The organism is Cellvibrio sp., assembly GCF_046347455.1.
Lineage (GTDB): Bacteria > Pseudomonadota > Gammaproteobacteria > Pseudomonadales > Cellvibrionaceae > Cellvibrio.
This window is the reverse complement of record NZ_JAXMGC010000007.1, coordinates 61304-78548: the sequence shown is the minus strand read 5'-3', so window position 1 is coordinate 78548 and position 17245 is coordinate 61304. Positions and strand designations below refer to the sequence as shown.

Genomic DNA, 17245 nt, shown 5'->3' with positions numbered 1-17245 from the left:
TGAGCGGTACATAGTTTATCCTATATAGTAATTACTCTCATTTGCATTCAGAGATCATTTCCATGAACGCCGCTTCGCCAAACTTCTCAACCTTGTCGACCCAAGCGCCAATTTCCAGCACCGGCACTTTAGGTTTGGACGAATGCCGTAAAGGCGCGCAAGTGCGTATTGTGGACTTACAACCCCAAAGTTTGTTTGGCGGGCAGGATGAACGTGTCACTCTGCGCTTGAAAGAGCTCGGCTTTTTGCCCGGTGCTCAGCTTAAGGTGATTGGTTTTGGTCTGTTGGGTAGCGACCCGCTTGCCGTACAAGTTAACGGAACCAAGTTTGCGCTGCGCCGCGCAGAAGCTGCCAAAATTCGTGTGGAAGCCATCTCCGGGAGCCATTAATGCCTGCGCCAATTCGCTTTGCTCTTATTGGCAACCCCAACTGCGGCAAAACCTCCCTTTTTAACCGCTTAACCGGTGCACGCGCCAAGGTCGCCAATTACCCCGGCGTCACAGTTGAGCGCCGCTCTGGCCCAATTGATCTACCCCACCCCGCCGAATTGCTCGACCTTCCCGGCACTTATAGTTTGTTTGTGACCTCGCCCGACGAACAGGTTGCGCGTGATCTCATCCTCGGGAAAATTGCCGGCGAAGCCAAACCCGATGTGCTGGTCGCCGTGATAGATGCCACTAACCTGCGCCTCGGTTTGCGCTTGGTGATGGAGCTAAAAACCCTCAATCGCCCCATGGTATTGGCGCTCAACCAAATGGATGCAGCGCGTAGCCGTGGTATTAGCATTAACACCGCAGGTCTTAGCCGTGCCATCGGTATTCCCGTGGTGGAAACCGTTGCGGTAAATCGCCAGGGTACAGATGACCTGAGAAAACTTCTGGCTGAATTCGCCGAGAATCATGCGAAAAATCCGCCGCCCGCCGATACGCAAACCTTATCGCTTGGTCAGCTGGAGCTGGACGAGTTGAGCCGCGACGATTCCATCGAAGAGCTTTATCACCGCATCGAAAATATTATGCTGGACAACGTTGTTCAGCCAGATCATTTTCCCCGCTGGCAAGAACGTTTGGACGCCGTGGTGATGCACCCGGTGATCGGGTTGATTGCGCTCTTCACCATTTTGCTTGTCATCTTCCAAGCCGTATTCGCCTGGGCAGAGCCCGTAAAAGACCTGATTACCTTGGGGCAAGATTGGCTCAGCGAGTTTGTAACCACCCATATGCAAGACGGTATTCTCAAGGACTTTTTAGTTCAGGGGCTGATTGCGGGCGTAGGCGCTGTGATCGTGTTTTTGCCGCAAATTATTATTCTGTTTTTCTTTATTTTGGTGCTCGAAGATACAGGCTATCTCACCCGCGCCGCCTTTTTGCTTGATCGCCCCATGCGCGGCTTGGGTATTTCTGGCCGCTCCTTTATTCCGCTGCTTTCAAGTTTTGCGTGTGCAGTGCCGGGCATCATGTCCACTCGAACCATTTCAGATCCGCGCGAACGTTTTATTACCATCATGATTGCGCCGCTGATGACTTGCTCAGCACGTTTGCCCGTGTATGCGTTAATTATTGGCGCGTTTATCCCCGAGCAAAGTGTGTGGGGCATTTTTAACTTACAAGGCTTAACGCTGTTCGCGCTCTATTTTGCCGGTGTAGCCAGCGCTGCCTTGGTTGCCTTAATTATGCGCCGCAACCAAACACGCGAGCACTACCCACTGCTGCTGGAATTACCCAGTTATCGCTGGCCTATGGCGTACCATTTGTTGATGGGATTGAAAGAGCGCTCGTGGATTTTTATTCGCCGCGTGGGCACGATTATTCTGGCGCTCTCCATAGTTATTTGGTTTTTAGTGACCTTCCCCGGCGCGCCTGCGGATGCAACTCGCCCCGCGATTGAATACAGTTTTGCTGGTCAACTCGGCGGTTGGATGCAACACCTCTTTGCACCACTCGGCTTTAATTGGCAGATGTGTATTGCACTCATTCCCGCGATGGGCGCACGTGAAGTGGCCGTGAGCGCATTGGCAACCGTATACGCCGTAGGTGGCGATAACGTGGATGCTGCGCTCGGCTCTGCCTTGGGGCAATCCTGGAGTTTGCCCACCGCGCTCGCGTACCTTGCGTGGTTTGTTTACGCCCCGCAATGTATATCCACCATTGCAGTGGTTCGCCGCGAAACTAACTCCGCAAAATCCACAACATTCTTTGCAATTTATTTATTTGCACTCGCTTATTTTGCGGCCTGGGCAACTTACACGATTGCGAGCTGGGTGGTTTAACAACTAGGCTTTTTTAAGCCCGTTTAATCAGGAGCACATCATGTGGCAAGAAGTGATTGTTGGCGTGATCGTACTGGCAGCGTTTTATTACGTGATTCGCCAATGGCTTCCCTTCGGCAAAAAATCAACGAGTTCTTGCGGCGGTTGTGGTGGCTGCAGTACAGCCAAAAGCTGCAGCAATCCTGATGAGAAAGGAATGCATTAATAGCCCAAAGCGGCAATTAATGCGCGGGCATTTCGTTCGGATCAATCCAATAAAGTTTGGAAGCGCTAATCGTTTCATCAGAGATAAAGGGATTGTCCAATTCGATAATATGCCGCTCGTGCTTATGCAAGGAATCCAGTGCTAATCGCATGGGTTCGTAGCGCAAAAAGAAGCGATCAAACTCACCGTTTTTTAAAATGGTTAACCACCCCTTCTCAATGCGTGTAGCCAGCTCGTCGTTGTTTTTGCTTACAAAGAAATAGAGATCCGTGGGGTAGTGTAAGAGTATGCGAGGTTCAACTTGCAATTTTTGCGCGTCAATCAAATCCCTCTCCAATTGAACTTCCGAAATACCGCGCGGAAAAAAATCAAAACGTTTTGCGGCAAGCATTTTGTAAAGATTCTCCTTGGCAGTTGCCTCCACAACCCGGAAACCGTTCGTGCGCAAAATACCCGTGTCCGGCCAATGCATACCCTGTCCCGCGCTTAATTTCGCCAAGTCCTGCTGTGTTTTTACATCGGCAAACCTGGCTTGCTCCCCCTTGCGAATAACCAACACGCGGTAGCCCATCAAACCCTTCATAAGCGGAAAACGTATGGGACGCAAAGTTTCTTCGCGCGTTTTGCTTGTCATAGTCCAGATAATACTGTTACCCCGCCCTTGAGCTACGGCCGCAATCCAACGCGCTTGCGACAGCTGTTCTTGCGCAAACCGGATTTGAATGATTTCATCGGGCGCTTTACTGGCATTTAGCACCAAGCCGAGTAAGTCGGAGAAATATCCGCTTTCAGCAGCTGACGTGGGAACATCGACGATGTAAGGACGAGGCTCAGCAACCACAGCAAAGCTGCAAATAAGTATTAATACAAAAACTATCTGACGGACAAATGGCATCCTAATCTCCAAACCCCAGGGGCACCCGCTAAGCCTAGCACAGGCTGGGATGACAGCCTGCATTCGCTGCCGTATAGTCAGCCTTCCACCCCAAGAAGGAATTATTCCATGCATGACAAACTGGAAACCCGAACCTTTCTGTTGTTTCTTTTTTTAGTTTCCGTTGGGTTTATCCTGCTACTTAAGCCTTTCTTTGGCACCATATTTTGGGCCTGCGCAATTGCAATTATCTTCGCGCCCGTTCACAACCGATTCCTTGCGCACTGGGGTGACAGCCCAAATCGATCTGCCTTCGCCACTCTTACTATTTGCATTTTGGTTGTGATTATTCCTGTTGTGCTCGTGGTTAGTTCTGTCGTCAGCGAAGGCGTTGTTTTTTACGATAAATTACAATCGGGCGAAATCAGCCCCGCTCGCTATATCGACTCCATGCACACTGCATTTCCCGCGCTCAATAATTTGCTCTCAACGCTCGGGTTCGATATCGAAAACCTGAAGAACGATGCGATTAATGCCGCCATGTCCAGCGGTAAATTTATTGCTGGCCATACCTTAAAGATCGGGCAAAACGCCTTTGGATTTATCGTTAACCTGGCACTCATGTTGTACATCGCCTTTTTCATGCTGCGCGATGGCGATTATCTGGTGAACTTACTCATACGTGCCCTACCCTTGGGCGACACTCGCGAGCGCATGTTGTTTGCACTTTTTGCAGAGGTTACCCGCGCAACCATTAAGGGCAACGTCGTTATCGCCATTCTGCAAGGTTCTATTGGCGGGATTACTTTGTGGGCGCTCGGTGTTCACGGCGCGCTCCTGTGGGGTGTGCTTATGGCATTTGCGTCGCTCATTCCTGCGCTGGGATCTGCTTTGGTTTGGGTCCCCATAGCTCTTTACCTTACGGCAATTGGCGAGATTACATCCGCACTTATCCTCGCCGGAGTGGGGGCCGGTATTATCGGCATGCTGGACAACGTACTGCGCCCGATTCTGGTAGGCCGCGACACCAAACTGCCCGATTACATAGTCCTCCTATCCACTCTGGGGGGCATCGCCATGTTTGGTATCAATGGTTTTGTGGTCGGGCCTTTGGTGGCAGCACTGTTTATCGCCTGCTGGGGAATTTTTATCCACGACGTAAATACTGATCACAATGATCCTGTAGAACCAGCCGAGGAAACCCCAAAAGCGGTCGACTAACTGGTAGAATTTGCAGCCCTCAATTAGATTCCCACGAGATTTCTCATGTCAGACAAGTACAACACCATTGAATTGCGCGCTTCCTACGGCGTTGGTCGCCAAATGGGCGAGCAATTAGCCTCCAACCCCTTTGACGGCGTAGACGCCGAAGCCGTAGCTCAAGGCGTCCTCGACGCGCTTAACGGCAAAGACAGCCAAGTACCCCGCGCCGATTTGGATGAAGCCTTCCGCACCGTTGGCAAACGCATGCAGGAAAAAATGGAGCTACAAGCCAAAGCCCAAGCAAAAGTAGGCGAAATATTCCTAGCCGAAAACGCTAAGAAAGCGGGCGTAGTTGTTACCGAATCTGGCCTGCAATACGAAATTCTTACCACCGGTACCGGCGAAAAGCCAACCGCGAAATCTCGTGTTAAAACTCACTACCACGGAACCTTGATTGACGGCACCGTGTTCGACAGCTCTGTTCAACGCGGCGAGCCTATCGACTTCCCCGTTGGCGGCGTAATCGCAGGCTGGACTGAAGCGCTGCAATTGATGCCTGTAGGCTCTAAGTGGCGTTTATATATTCCACACAACCTCGCTTACGGCGAGCGCGGCGCAGGCCCAACCATCGCCCCTTACTCTGCGTTGATTTTTGATGTGGAGTTGTTGGAGATTGTCGGGTAATTAATTTAACCTGCCGAATGGCACCTGCTACCCCCCTGCGAGTTCCCTGAGCACTGGAAGAAAATGGCTGTAAAACAAACAGGACGTTTGTTTTAGTGACGATGCGACACGGATGTCGCACCGGAACGACTGCCATTTTCTGAAGCGCGCAAGAAACAGGAACGAGAGGGGTGTCCTTTCTTTTGGTTACTTTTCGTTGGACAAGCAACGAAAAGTGACTCGCCAGCAGGCGAAAAACATCCCGAGAAACTAAAAAAATAAAAGTAAAGAGCTGGATCCCCGCTTTCGCGAGGATGACGACTCCCCATCAAAAACTCTTATCTCATTTATTATTGATTGTTGGATTTCCCATGTGGTTCAAAAACCTCCGTCTATACCGTCTTACCGAAGACTGGACTCATACCCCCGAACAACTCAACGAAGCATTGGAAGCTCACTGTTTCAACCCATGCGGTAGCTTGGACCCTGTGCGCTACGGCTTTATCGAACCCTTAGGGCGTCACGGCAGCGAATTTATTCACGCAACTAATGGCTACATCATGATTTGCGCAAAAAAACAGGAAAAAATTCTGCCTGCTGCGGTGATTAACGAGCATTTGGAAGAAAAAGCCTTAGCCATCAGCGAAGCTGAATCTCGCAGCGTAAGCCGTAAAGAAAAACAGAGCCTGAAAGATGAAATTATTTTCTCACTTCTGCCGAAAGCATTTTCAAAATCGTCATTGGATTTTGCCTATATAGCGCCGCAAGAAAAATTAATTGTGGTGAACGCATCTTCGGCAAAACGCGCGGAAGATTTACTCAGTAAATTGCGTGAAGCTTTGGGAAGTTTGCGCTGCATTCCTATCAGCGCCAAAAATATTCCTACGCAAGTCATGACCCACTGGCTTCAAACCGGGAATCTCCCCAGTGGATTTGAGTTAGGCGAAGAATGCGAACTCAAAGCAGGCAAAGACGAGCGCGCTATTCGCTGCAAAAAGCAGGATTTAACCGCAAACGAAATTCTCAGCCACATTAATAGTGGCATGTTCGTGAATAAAGTCGCTGTTACCTGGAAAGAATCCATCCACTGCGTGCTCGACGACCAACTCGCCGTCAAGCGTTTGAAGTTTGATGATGTGACCAGCGAAAAAGCTAACGACCGCAACCCCGAAACCAAAGCTGAACAGTTTGATGCTGATTTCGCCATCATGAGCGGCGAGTTGAAAAACTTTATCGCAGATTTGTTAGCGGCGTTTGGTGGTGAATCCGATCCAGTCTAATGACATAACATTTGGGGATTTATCATGAGCACTTCAATTTCGGCAATTATGAATTCTGCAACCGTAGTTTTTGCTGGTGCTCTGCTTGTATCCTGTGTTAAAACACCAGAACTCACCAAATTGGAAGGTTTCGCGCAGGGTACGACTTACCATCTCACCTTCGTGCTTCCCAAGCCTGCTGAGAAAGATGCAATCGCAGCAGAAGTAACGGCTGAATTACAGCGTATTGATAAATCCATCTCCAACTACCGCAAAGATTCCACTATTGAATTGTTTAATGCCCAGCAAGATACAGAGTCGCACGAAGTGAATGAGGAGATCGTGAAGCTCGTTGAGCAAGCGAGAATTGTAAGTAAAGCAAGTAATGGTTGTTACGATTTAACGGTGAAGCCTTTATTTGAACTCTGGGGTTTTAAAAAAGATTCGTTTAATTTGCCGGACGAAACTAGCCTGCAAGAAAATATGAAACTCGTCGGTATGGAAAAGCTGATTGCAGTAGACGCCACTCACTTACAAAAAACGATTCAAAATTTGCGAATTGATTTATCTTCGATTGGTCAAGGTTATAGCGTTAGCCGTATTGCGGATATTTTGGAAAAACACGATGTGAAAAATTACATAGTCGAAATTGGCGGCGAACTAAAAACACGCGGAAAAAAGCCTGACGGTAAGCCTTGGCGTATTGCGATAGAAAAACCGCTTCCCAATGAGCGCAAGCTCGAAAAAATTGCCGCCTTTAATTCAGGTGAGCCTATGTCGCTGATGACTTCAGGAACCTATCGCCACTACTTCGATAACAACGGCAAACGTTACAGCCACATTTTAGATGCACGCACAGGCAAGCCCGTTGAACACAACACCGTGTCCGTTGCAGTACTTATGAACGACCCAACTATGGCAGATGCTTGGTCCACCGCCCTACTCTGTTTAGGCAGTGAAGAAGGTATACGAATTGCAAACGAAAAGGGTATTGCTGCACTCTACGTTGATCAGCAGGGCGAGCAACTAGTTGAAATCCCTACACTGCCGATGCAAAACCAGCCCACTATTAAATGGGAAGCCATTCAAGCTCAGTGAAGCGGAATTCATCTCTCGCCGAACAGTATTTGCGCAAACTTAGGTTATACAGAGCAAAGAGCGATTGCGCAAACTCATGCGTAATATCCTTTTTGCACCAAGAAATTCAAACACAATGGCAATGATCAAAAAGCTGATTAGACGAACGCTAAAAATCGCGGAGCGTCGCCCTTGGATAATTCCGTTGTTTGGATTCGTTTCGGGCGCGGCGAGCTTTTTACTGGTTGAGCGAAAACAAGAACAATTTGCGCAGCTCATTTCCATTCTTATGTTGGCAGGCTGGGTGTGGATTGCGTTGGAAAATTTGCTGCAACGCGGTATTTCGCGCTGGTTTGGCATCAGGATACCAGCCGTGGTGTTTCGCTATATTTCGCAACTTATTCACCAAGAAAGTTTATTTTTTGTCATTCCCTTTTTCTTTATCACCACTGCGTGGAATACGGGGCAAATTGTTTTCACATCGGTGTTAATTAAGGCCGCGCTCGTTTCTATTATCGACCCAATTTATTACCATTGGTTGGCAGCGCGGCGCTGGCTTTATTTTTGTTTTCACGGCGTCACTTTATTTGCCGCGCTCTTAACGGCACTACCACTTATTTTTCATTTGCCTACACCACAAAGTTATTTGTGGTCGCTCGGCGTTGCCGTGTTACTCACTTGCCCCGGTCTCGTACGCAGCATGACGGTGGCGTGGTGGAAGCGCGTTGCGGCAATCGCGATTTTAATTGTGTGCGCAACCGGGTTTGGCATTTTGGTGCGCCCGTGGATTCCGCCAGCGTCTTTGTGGCTAACGAAAGTCGCGATTACCGACCGCATTGATAACCGCGAACGCGCACCCCAACAACAATTTAAAACCATCACCAGCACGCAACTACACGCTGGCATTTACGCATATACCGCCATTCACGCTCCGCGCGGATTGCGTGAACGCATTTATCACCAATGGATTCATGATGGGAAAAAGTTCGACAAAATTGCGTTGAATATCAGCGGCGGTAACGATCAGGGTTACCAAACTTGGACACACAAAACCAACTTCCCTAAAGATGCCGCGGGCGATTGGCAAATTCAGGTTGTGACAGAGGCGAATCAAATTATTGGGATTTTGCGATTTAAAGTGGTTGATGCTGGTGTATCCAGCCAAGAAAAACTTTCATCTAGTAGCAACTCAGCTAATAGCAACGCAGAAAGCAAAAAAACAAATCAAGAATCCAGCGCTACCGAAACAAGTTCCAGTAGCGCAGCTTCTAATGACTAGGGTTTCGCCGCATCAAAGCTGATCACGCGAACCGATCCACCCAATGCTTGCGTGGCGTAATTGAAAATGCCGAATCTATAACCTTGGAAATACGGCCAGTCGCGCTTCATGGTGAAACGATCACCTAAGGGCATAAACTTAACGCCATCGGTGCTGTAGTAAAACAATGCAGTCCCGCCATCTTCGGTGGTGCGAATATCAGCATCAATACGCAACCAAATTTTGCTGCCCTTGATATCAACGCCTGCGGTTTCCACACCTTTATTACTGGTGTTCCATTTTTTGTCTAACTCCGCATCCGTAGTGGTTACCAAGCGTGTTTTGCCATCTTGTTTTTTAATACCAATCCACGCGGTTTTATCGCGCAGCGCGGCGAAACCTGCAACATCGCCATTTTTCATTTGGCTGTAATCCAGCTCAATCGTGGCCACAGATCTGGGGCCTTCGATGCGATGCGTTAAGGTGTTGCGCGCTGCGTAGAGATCTTCGGTCACGCTCGCGGTATGCAAAGTTAAGCCTTTGCCAGAAGACCATTTGGCATTATCGGGATTGTGATTCCACTCCCACTCGGTTTTAAGTTGCGCCGTTGTGAACGTATCGCGCTGGTTGCGCGGTTTAACTTTGTCGGCACCGCACGCCAATTTTGGGAAAGGATAAGACTCGCCCCATTGACCATTCACTAAGGTCACCGAAGGCCAACCATCTTTCCACGTCATAGGCGCCATCACGGGAATTCGCCCGCCAGGGAAAGAATCATTGAACGCAATGTAATACCAATCGCCATGCTGAGTTTGCACAATGCCGCCTTGATGCGGGCTAATACCTGCACCCACACCCGCGTATGGCAACTTCACGGCAAACGGGCGAAGTTCATATGGCCCAAAGGGGCCGTTAGTGGAACGCGCAACGTATTCGCCGTTGGCGTACTGGGTCATAAAAATGTAGTAGTTGCCGTCGATTTTATAAAAGCGAGAACCTTCTAATGGGCCGGAAAGATCGGCAGGTGTTTTTAACACTTCTTGTTTGCGCACTTCGCGCAAGCCATCGCTGCTCAGCTCCGCAACACTGATCGTTTTGTTGCCGGACGCAACGTACATCTTGTCGGTGTCTTTATCGATCAGCAGGCCCATATCGTAATAGCAGCCTTGGCTCGCTGTTGTCTGCCATGGGCCTTCCGGCGATTTTGAGGTCGCAACAACGCCGCCACCTTTATTGTGCATGCACCCCATCCAATAAAAGGTTTTATTGCTCTCGCGGTACTGCATGGTGGATGCCCAAATGCCGTTCACGTAGGAGCGATCTCTGTTGAGATCGTACGAAGCATCCATATTGAGCGCTGGCACTGAGTGCGATACATATTCCCAGTGCACTAGATCGTAAGAGCGCAGCAGCGGAGCGCCGGGGGAATGATGAAAGCTGGACGCCGTGTAGTAATAAACATCCCCCACGCGAATGACTTCCAAATCGGGTAAATCCTCCCACATGAGCGGATTGGTATAAGTTTCCGGGCAGGATGCCGTTGTAGCGGTTTGCGCCCCGCACACAGACGTCAGCAATCCCAATAACAAAATGGAAACGCGTTGCGATCCACACTTAAACCAACGAGCAGGCGAACCTGCTGAGCTATTTTTATTTTTCACGATTATGTTTTCCTGAGATGAATGGAGAGGGTCTTAGGGTGAATCCTTAGTACTCTTATTTTTTGTAATACTATCTTACATAACATAAAACTCAAGGCAGATTACTCGGCCGTTACAAAGAAATGTGCCTGCACAGATTCCATGATCGTGCTAATATTCGCGCCCTTTTTAGTTTGGTTATTTTTCGTTCGAGATAATGCTATGAGCACTAAAGTCGCCGTTGTGATGGGCTCCAAAAGTGATTGGGCCACCATGCAAGCTGCTGTTGAGATCCTGCAAAAACTGGGTGTGGAATACCACACCGAGGTAGTTTCTGCGCACCGCACGCCGCAAAAACTCGCCAGTTTTGCAGAAGAAGCGGCCAGCAACGGCTACGGCGTTATAGTAGCGGGCGCGGGCGGCGCGGCGCATTTGCCCGGCATGATCGCTGCCCATACACGCTTGCCCGTATTAGGTGTGCCGGTACAAAGCAAGGCGCTCAACGGTATGGATAGCCTGCTCTCCATCGTTCAAATGCCAAAAGGCATTGCCGTTGGTACCTTGGCGATTGGCACTGCAGGCGCTTTTAATGCTGGCCTATTGGCTTGCCAAATATTGGCTCTGAACAACCCTGAGCTGGCTGCACGCATTGAGGATTTCCGTTATACCCAAACGCAAGCGGTATTGGATAATCCTGACCCCAGCGTTGATTAATCCTGAAGCACGTCACTGACGAAGCGTTTAAAAAGTTAATTGTGTAGGTAGTAAATGAGCAGTAAACCGATTTGGGTATTAGGTGCAGGCCAGTTGGGTGCCATGCTTAAGCATGCGGGCATGCCCTTGGCGTTGGATGTACGCCCCGTCGATATCAATGAAAGCAGCGCACCAGCCTTGCAAGCCGATGATTTGGTCACCGCTGAGCGCGAGCAATGGCCAGATACCTTGGTTACGCAAACCTTGGCCCAGCACGCGCACTTTGTGAACAAGCCGGTTTTTGGCCGCTTGGCAGATCGTAAAACCCAAAAAGAACTGATTGATTCCCTCGGTTTGGCAACCGCACCTTGGCGCAACGTGGCAAACGATATCAACGCAAATGAGCTGCGTGATCAGCTCGGCGAGCGTGTCCTCTTAAAACGCCGCACCGGCGGCTATGACGGCAAAGGCCAATACTGGATTCGCGCACAAGACGATGAAGTCCCTGCCGACTGGCAAGGCCAAGCCATTGCCGAACAGGCGATTCCATTTGATGAAGAAGTGTCGCTCGTGGGGGTGCGCAATCGCGCTGGCCAATGCGTGTTTTACCCGCTTACCCTAAACCTGCATTTAAACGGCATTCTCTACGCTTCCATCGCCCCGCTCGCTCGCCTGCAGCATCTGCAAGAACAAGCAGAAACCATGCTCGGCAAATTGCTCAATGAATTGGATTATGTGGGCGTTATGGCAATGGAATGTTTCCGCGTTGGCGATCAACTCATGATCAATGAACTCGCTCCGCGCGTTCACAACAGTGGCCACTGGACGCAGGCTGGCGCGAGCATCAGTCAATTCGAATATCACCTACGCGCCATTGCCGATATGGCCACACCCAAAGCGCAAATCCTCGGCCAAAACGTGATGATCAATTTGATTGGCACCCAGTACAACCCCAACTGGCTAAACCTGCCTGTGGCGCAAACCTACTGGTATGGGAAAGACGTATTGCCAGGCCGCAAGGTTGGCCACATCAACTTGGTGAGCAAAGATGTGGTGGATATTCGCTGCACACTGCAACAACTGAAGTTCCTTTTGCCAGAGCAGTATTACAAAGAGGCGATTGATTGGAGCCTTAAAGCGCTGGAAGACGTGAACTAAGGAAGACGTGAATTAAGATTAGATCGCAACGAGAAAACAAAAAGCCAAGATATTTATCTTGGCTTTTTGTTTTTGTGGCCCCACAATTTTGGTTTACATCTTTGACTGGGAGTCGTCGCCATGTATAGCTTGCACATCGCCAACAAAAATTATTCCTCTTGGTCCCTGCGCCCTTGGCTGCTTCTCACTGCGCTCGATATCCCCTTCAACGAGAAGTTACACCCCTTCCCCGAAAATGGCGCGTGGGAAGCCTACAGAGCCTTTTCGCCCACCGGTAAAGTCCCTTGCTTACAAGATGGTGACCGCGTGATTTGGGATTCACTGGCGATTGTTGAATATCTTGCTGAGCAACATCCACACGTGTGGCCCAGCGACAAAACCGCACGCGCTTGGGCACGCTCCGCTGCTGCTGAAATGCATTCCGGCTTTCAAACCTTACGCAGCAATTGCGGCATGAGCTGTGGTGTGCGAATTGAACTGCCCGGTATTTCGCCTGCTTTGCAAAAAGATCTAGCGCGTATCGACGAGTTATGGAGCCAAGGTTTACAAAAATTCGGCGGCCCTTTTCTGGCAGGGAAAGATTTCAGCGCCGTGGACGCTTTTTTCGCACCCGTCGTTTTCCGCGTGCAAACTTATCACCTACCACTGGGCAAACCCGCGAGTGAATATGTGCAAACCATGCTCGCGCTCCCCGGCATGAAAGCTTGGTACGACGCCGCATTAAAAGAAACATGGCGCGAGCCAGGTCACGACAGTGATGTTTACGCAGCCGGAAAATTGGTCGCCGATTTGCGCAACTAAACGCGCAACTTGTACTCAAACTTTACGCTGAAGTTGGTAGCCGAACGAGGGAGGCACTATGGCAGACACTATGGAAATAACGCCGAAAGGCGATTACTTGCACGTGGTCATTTCAGGCAGTTCGTCTTATGAAAACGCCTTGCGTTTATGGAAAACAATCGCGGATGCTTGCAGGGAACATAATTGCTTTTATGTACTGGGTGAGCAAAACATGACAAGCCCTACATCCACCATCGATGCATGGAATCATCAAACTATTTTTGAAGAAGCGGGCATCACCGCAAAATTTGTTATCGCTTGGGTGGATAAAAACCCAAAGACTTTTGAGCACACAAAATTTATCCGCCAAGTGCTCGCCAACCGCGATATAGGTTACGGCAAATTATTTTCTGATGTGGATACGGCCAAAAATTGGTTGTTGGAAAAAATTGCCGCCAAGTAAAAACTTTCTCTCAGAGTCTTCCACTGCGAGCTCTCCGAGCACTGGAAGAAAATTGTTGGCAAACGCACAGGATGTGCGTTTGAGTGACGATGCGACATGGATGTCGCACCGGAACGACATCTATTTTCTGAAGCGCGCAGGAAATAGGAGCGAGAGGGGTCGCCTTTCTTTGGCTACTTTCTTTGGCGAAGCAAAGAAAGTAGCTCGCCAAGAGGCGAAAGTCTATCCAAAAGAGTATTCATCTTTCATATTCGCTCATTACAAAATCCAAACTTCAACACGACGGTTAATATTCTTTCCTTCCTCCGTCGCACTTGCTGCCAAGGGTGCGGCGTCCCCCATACCTTTCACCACCAGCGGATAAATACCGCGCTGAATCAACTGCTGTTCAACCACTTTTGCGCGACGTTCGGAAAGTTCTTTACCTTTAGCGCCGTCGCCTTCGCTATCAGAAAAACCGAACAGCTGAACGCGCTTGGGGGCGTTTACTTCTACATAACGCGCAACACGGTCAAGATCGCTTAGCGCTTTGGTATCCAACTCGTCACTGCCGCTTTTAAAACGGAAGTTAATAGAAAGACGTTCTGAGCGCGCGGTCAATTCACGCATATCGCCCGGGTAAAAATCATTATCAAAGGGCTTACCTAATTTGATGTTCTGCGATACAAAACCTACATCTTCGACAATCGACTGACCGCGCTCCGTCACCACAAAATGTACGAACTCCTGTGCTTCAATATTGGGGTTCAACTGGGGCGTGTAGAAAAATAAACGGCGCGACAAGGGATAATCTTCCGTGCCCACCGTAAAGTGCGTAGGCATAATAGCTTTGCTTTTTTCGGTGGAAGAAATAGCCAGTAACTTCGCATGGCGCACGTAGGGTAAACCGATAAATCCGATTGCGCCCGCTTCGCGCGCCACGGCGTCTGATAATTCACTACTAGATTCGATGCGCGTTGCAGATTCCGACAACTTAGCTTTGTGTGTGTCCAACACCAGCGCTTTAAATGAATCCCAAGTTCCTGATTTATCGTCACGAGCAAACACTTTAATGGGAAGATCTTTTCCACCCAACTGCGACCAGTTATTTATTTCGCCAGAGAAAATATCTACCAACTGATCAATCGATAAGCTAGATACTGAATTCGAGGGTGATGTAATGATCGCTAAACCATCCAACCCAAGAACGTGCTCACTACCTGGCAAGGTCAGGTCACCGGTTTTGGGCAACAATTCTTCGCGCTCCTTATCTTTTATACGACGCGATGCCATGCCCATATCAGTTTCATCTTTTGCAAGATCGGTAAACGCAGTACCCGAACCGTGCGCATGAAGTTCGATGTATTCGATATGACCGTTAATTTCGCCCGAAATAATTTTTTCGTTAGGCGCGCTGGGGTTTACGTCCGTATGAACATTGTTTGCACCTTGACTCATTAAATAAGCTTCAATAAGGCGCGGCGCGAGCTTTTCACCGATGGTGTTAGAACCGTGAATACGGAATAAAGGTTTATCTGCACGTGTTAGCGTGCCACCCACCGCACCACCTTTGGCTTTAAGGCGCGATTCAACAGTTACATTTTGAACAGCTTTAAATAAAAAAACTTCGCCAGCATCCATTGGTAAAAATGAACGCAATAAGTAACCACCCATAAATATGATGAACGCACAAGCTAGGGCAGAAAAAGCGCTAATTCGGAAACTGTGGCGATTTTTTTTACGAGACTTTCCATCCTCGGGTTCACGGGTAGATTCGATAATCGCATCTTCCATTTTGCGAATTTCCCACACCAACGCAACCAGCTCTTCGTTTTCGGTTGCAACGGCTTTTTCTAAAAGCTCAGCGCGATATTGTTCGTCTTTCAGCACCATGTTGAGAGGAATATGCATCTTCAAATGGGTTTCACACAGGCGTTTTAAATTCCACACCTTATCGACTAATGCTACGTTGTAGTGAAGATGTTTATGGGCTTTGGGTGGCATAGTGGCTCGCTAATTCAACAAACGAAAGGATAAAAGTGAGCGCACTATATGAAGGAAAAATGTCAAACACGTTACGCAGATATTACATACTGATGACAAAATGAAGTGGTGCGCAGAAACGCACAAAAGGAGTTGAATGATCTGCATGACTTGCGTTCTTGCAAGCGGGGCGAGATTTTACAGACTGTATTACAAGCTACATTCACGCATTTAAAGATGACAATTAAATGAATCATTTCCTTAACCGCTACGGGCTTCCAACGGCTTTAGCTTTTTAACTTTCTTCAGCATGTCAGCTTGGTTATAGGAGCGCCCCAACTTTCCGTAGATATCCGCTGCCAACTCGTAGAAGCGAATATCGGTTCCTTCTCGTTTTATGGCTCGGGTAATTAAGTCCAAGGCGGCTGTGTATTCACCCTGATTGTAGGCAGATAAGGCAAGGCTATATTGAAAGAATGGATTTGATTCGCGGTATTTTTGCGCCAAGCGCGAGTATTTATCGGCCAATTCCTTATTACCGGTTTGACGATATAAATAAGAAAGATTGTTCATGAGCGTTAAGTCTTCCGGGTCTACCTTCAAACCATGAAGATATGACAACTCTGCCTCGCGCCATAAATTCATGCGGCTGTAGAGAACCCCCAAGTTTCCCCACACATATGACTGCCTGTCATCGAGGCTAATAGATTTACGCAGACTCAAAAACGTATCCACATAATTGTTATTTTCTAAATATTCCATTGCACGATTGCTGTAAAACTGCGCCGCAGCCAAATCATCGCTAATAGAAGTTTGTCGGTAATTAGAGCGGAACCGATCCATCTCTAAATCAATAACGACGTCGTCGTTATTCAACATATTCGGGCTCTCACGCGAGATAGGCACTTTGACATTAACGTGGCGGAGATAAACCATTTCCTTTTTGTTGCGTAAATCCCAAGTAGGAGGGATTTGAACTTCATTAACTTGGGCATGAATCCCGACTGATCTGGCCATAGCGACATAGAGCAAGGTGAAACTGAGACAATTAGCCCGACGCTGGGCAAAGGTGATCGACGGGACTTCGGTAACGTAGGCGTTGTAGGCAATGCCGCGACCTCCGGTATCTTGGGAGGACAATAAGGCTACATGAAGACGTTTCACCCGATCATAGTAGGACTCGCTATGCCGAATAGCGCTTCTGGCAAACTCTTCCATTTCGGGCGTTATGTGAAAGATATCCAGATCGGGAAGCTCCTGCGGGCTTACTTCATGCCCCAGAACCTTCTTACCGGTAAGCAAATCAACAACCTCTGCAGAATACCCACGCTCCGTACTCTTAGGATTGGGCGGCACAGCCGCGCATCCCGCCAGAAGCACGGCGACTATGGTCGCGAAGAGAGTAGAGAAACGTCTGTTTATCATTATCGTCCGCGCACACCTCGCGGTGGCCGCCCTGAGCAGTCTTTATGCCTCATTGAGTAGTCCAGATGGAAAGAACGAGGCTCTCCCCACTAAACATAGACCATATGCGCCGGAGATGACCAGATTTGGGGCGGTTTTTTCCCAAAACCTCCATATTTAGTTGTCGCAAGGGGTTTTCACCGCGTAAATCCATTCATTTTTTTCCACATGCCGGGGATATAGAGAAAACAATAATTATTTGAATTTTAAAGATAATTAGCCACACCACCTGCAAGCACAGCATTCTTCAATTGAATGAAAAATCCAAAATGCATCA

General features: G+C 48.7%; 16 protein-coding genes. 12 read left to right on the top strand and 4 right to left on the bottom strand.

Annotated features, from left to right (window positions below; translation table 11 throughout):
- The first annotated feature begins 62 nt into the window (after window positions 1-62).
- Genes U1F02_RS13310 through U1F02_RS13300 form a run of 3 tightly spaced genes read left to right on the top strand, consistent with a single transcriptional unit; the run spans window position 63 to window position 2474 of the window.
- On the top strand, window positions 63-389 hold the full coding sequence (locus tag U1F02_RS13310; RefSeq protein ID WP_409990895.1) for a ferrous iron transport protein A: 327 nt from the start codon (window positions 63-65) through the stop codon (window positions 387-389).
- Complete coding sequence (gene feoB / locus U1F02_RS13305; protein WP_409990894.1) at window positions 389-2269, top strand: ferrous iron transport protein B; 1881 nt, start codon at window positions 389-391, stop codon at window positions 2267-2269. The genes U1F02_RS13310 and feoB overlap by 1 nt, the downstream gene beginning before the upstream one ends.
- A 40-nt stretch (window positions 2270-2309) precedes the next feature.
- A complete protein-coding gene (locus U1F02_RS13300) occupies window positions 2310-2474 on the top strand; it encodes a FeoB-associated Cys-rich membrane protein (protein ID WP_409990893.1) in 165 nt (54 codons plus the stop codon).
- Window positions 2475-2490: 16 nt separating this feature from the next.
- On the opposite strand, the gene U1F02_RS13295 is transcribed toward U1F02_RS13300, so the two are convergent.
- Entirely contained in the window at window positions 2491-3369 is an 879-nt protein-coding gene (locus U1F02_RS13295) for a hypothetical protein (RefSeq protein WP_409990892.1), read from the bottom strand.
- A 108-nt stretch (window positions 3370-3477) separates the two neighbouring features.
- On the opposite strand from U1F02_RS13295, the gene U1F02_RS13290 reads away from it, so the two are divergent.
- The 5 genes from U1F02_RS13290 (at window position 3478) to U1F02_RS13270 (ending at window position 8829) form a co-directional block, all read left to right on the top strand.
- Window positions 3478-4569, top strand: a complete 1092-nt coding sequence (locus U1F02_RS13290; protein ID WP_409990891.1) for an AI-2E family transporter — start codon at window positions 3478-3480, stop codon at window positions 4567-4569.
- A gap of 45 nt (window positions 4570-4614) precedes the next feature.
- Window positions 4615-5235, top strand: a complete 621-nt coding sequence (locus tag U1F02_RS13285; RefSeq protein WP_409990890.1) for an FKBP-type peptidyl-prolyl cis-trans isomerase — start codon at window positions 4615-4617, stop codon at window positions 5233-5235.
- A 350-nt stretch (window positions 5236-5585) separates the two neighbouring features.
- Window positions 5586-6494, top strand: a complete 909-nt coding sequence (gene rdgC / locus U1F02_RS13280) for a recombination-associated protein RdgC (RefSeq protein WP_409990889.1) — start codon at window positions 5586-5588, stop codon at window positions 6492-6494.
- Between the two features lie 24 nt (window positions 6495-6518).
- Window positions 6519-7571: an FAD:protein FMN transferase gene (locus U1F02_RS13275; RefSeq protein WP_409990888.1), complete on the top strand. Its 1053-nt coding sequence runs from the start codon at window positions 6519-6521 to the stop codon at window positions 7569-7571.
- A 115-nt stretch (window positions 7572-7686) separates the two neighbouring features.
- The gene (locus U1F02_RS13270; RefSeq protein WP_409990887.1) at window positions 7687-8829 is read left to right on the top strand and encodes a DUF5924 family protein; all 1143 of its coding nucleotides are present in this window, start codon (window positions 7687-7689) and stop codon (window positions 8827-8829) included.
- Here U1F02_RS13270 and U1F02_RS13265 read toward each other — a convergent pair.
- Window positions 8826-10469: a glycoside hydrolase 43 family protein gene (locus U1F02_RS13265; protein ID WP_409990886.1), complete on the bottom strand. Its 1644-nt coding sequence runs from the start codon at window positions 10467-10469 to the stop codon at window positions 8826-8828. The two genes, U1F02_RS13270 and U1F02_RS13265, sit on opposite strands and share 4 nt — an antisense overlap.
- Window positions 10470-10670: 201 nt before the next feature.
- Between U1F02_RS13265 and purE the strand changes: the two genes are divergently transcribed.
- From purE to U1F02_RS13245, 4 genes are all read left to right on the top strand, one after another.
- The gene (gene purE, locus U1F02_RS13260; RefSeq protein WP_409990885.1) at window positions 10671-11162 is read left to right on the top strand and encodes a 5-(carboxyamino)imidazole ribonucleotide mutase; all 492 of its coding nucleotides are present in this window, start codon (window positions 10671-10673) and stop codon (window positions 11160-11162) included.
- A 54-nt stretch (window positions 11163-11216) separates the two neighbouring features.
- Complete coding sequence (gene purK, locus U1F02_RS13255) at window positions 11217-12299, top strand: 5-(carboxyamino)imidazole ribonucleotide synthase (RefSeq protein ID WP_409990884.1); 1083 nt, start codon at window positions 11217-11219, stop codon at window positions 12297-12299.
- Between the two features lie 120 nt (window positions 12300-12419).
- Window positions 12420-13100, top strand: coding sequence for a glutathione S-transferase family protein (locus tag U1F02_RS13250; RefSeq protein WP_409990883.1), 681 nt, complete (start codon window positions 12420-12422; stop codon window positions 13098-13100).
- A gap of 58 nt (window positions 13101-13158) precedes the next feature.
- Window positions 13159-13542 (top strand): hypothetical protein, encoded by a 384-nt coding sequence (locus tag U1F02_RS13245; protein WP_409990882.1) that lies wholly within the window; start codon window positions 13159-13161, stop codon window positions 13540-13542.
- Window positions 13543-13800: 258 nt separating this feature from the next.
- On the opposite strand, the gene U1F02_RS13240 is transcribed toward U1F02_RS13245, so the two are convergent.
- On the bottom strand, window positions 13801-15525 hold the full coding sequence (locus U1F02_RS13240) for a phosphate ABC transporter substrate-binding/OmpA family protein (protein ID WP_409990881.1): 1725 nt from the start codon (window positions 15523-15525) through the stop codon (window positions 13801-13803).
- Window positions 15526-15765: 240 nt separating this feature from the next.
- Complete coding sequence (locus tag U1F02_RS13235; protein ID WP_409990880.1) at window positions 15766-16929, bottom strand: hypothetical protein; 1164 nt, start codon at window positions 16927-16929, stop codon at window positions 15766-15768.
- Window positions 16930-17245 lie beyond the last annotated feature (316 nt).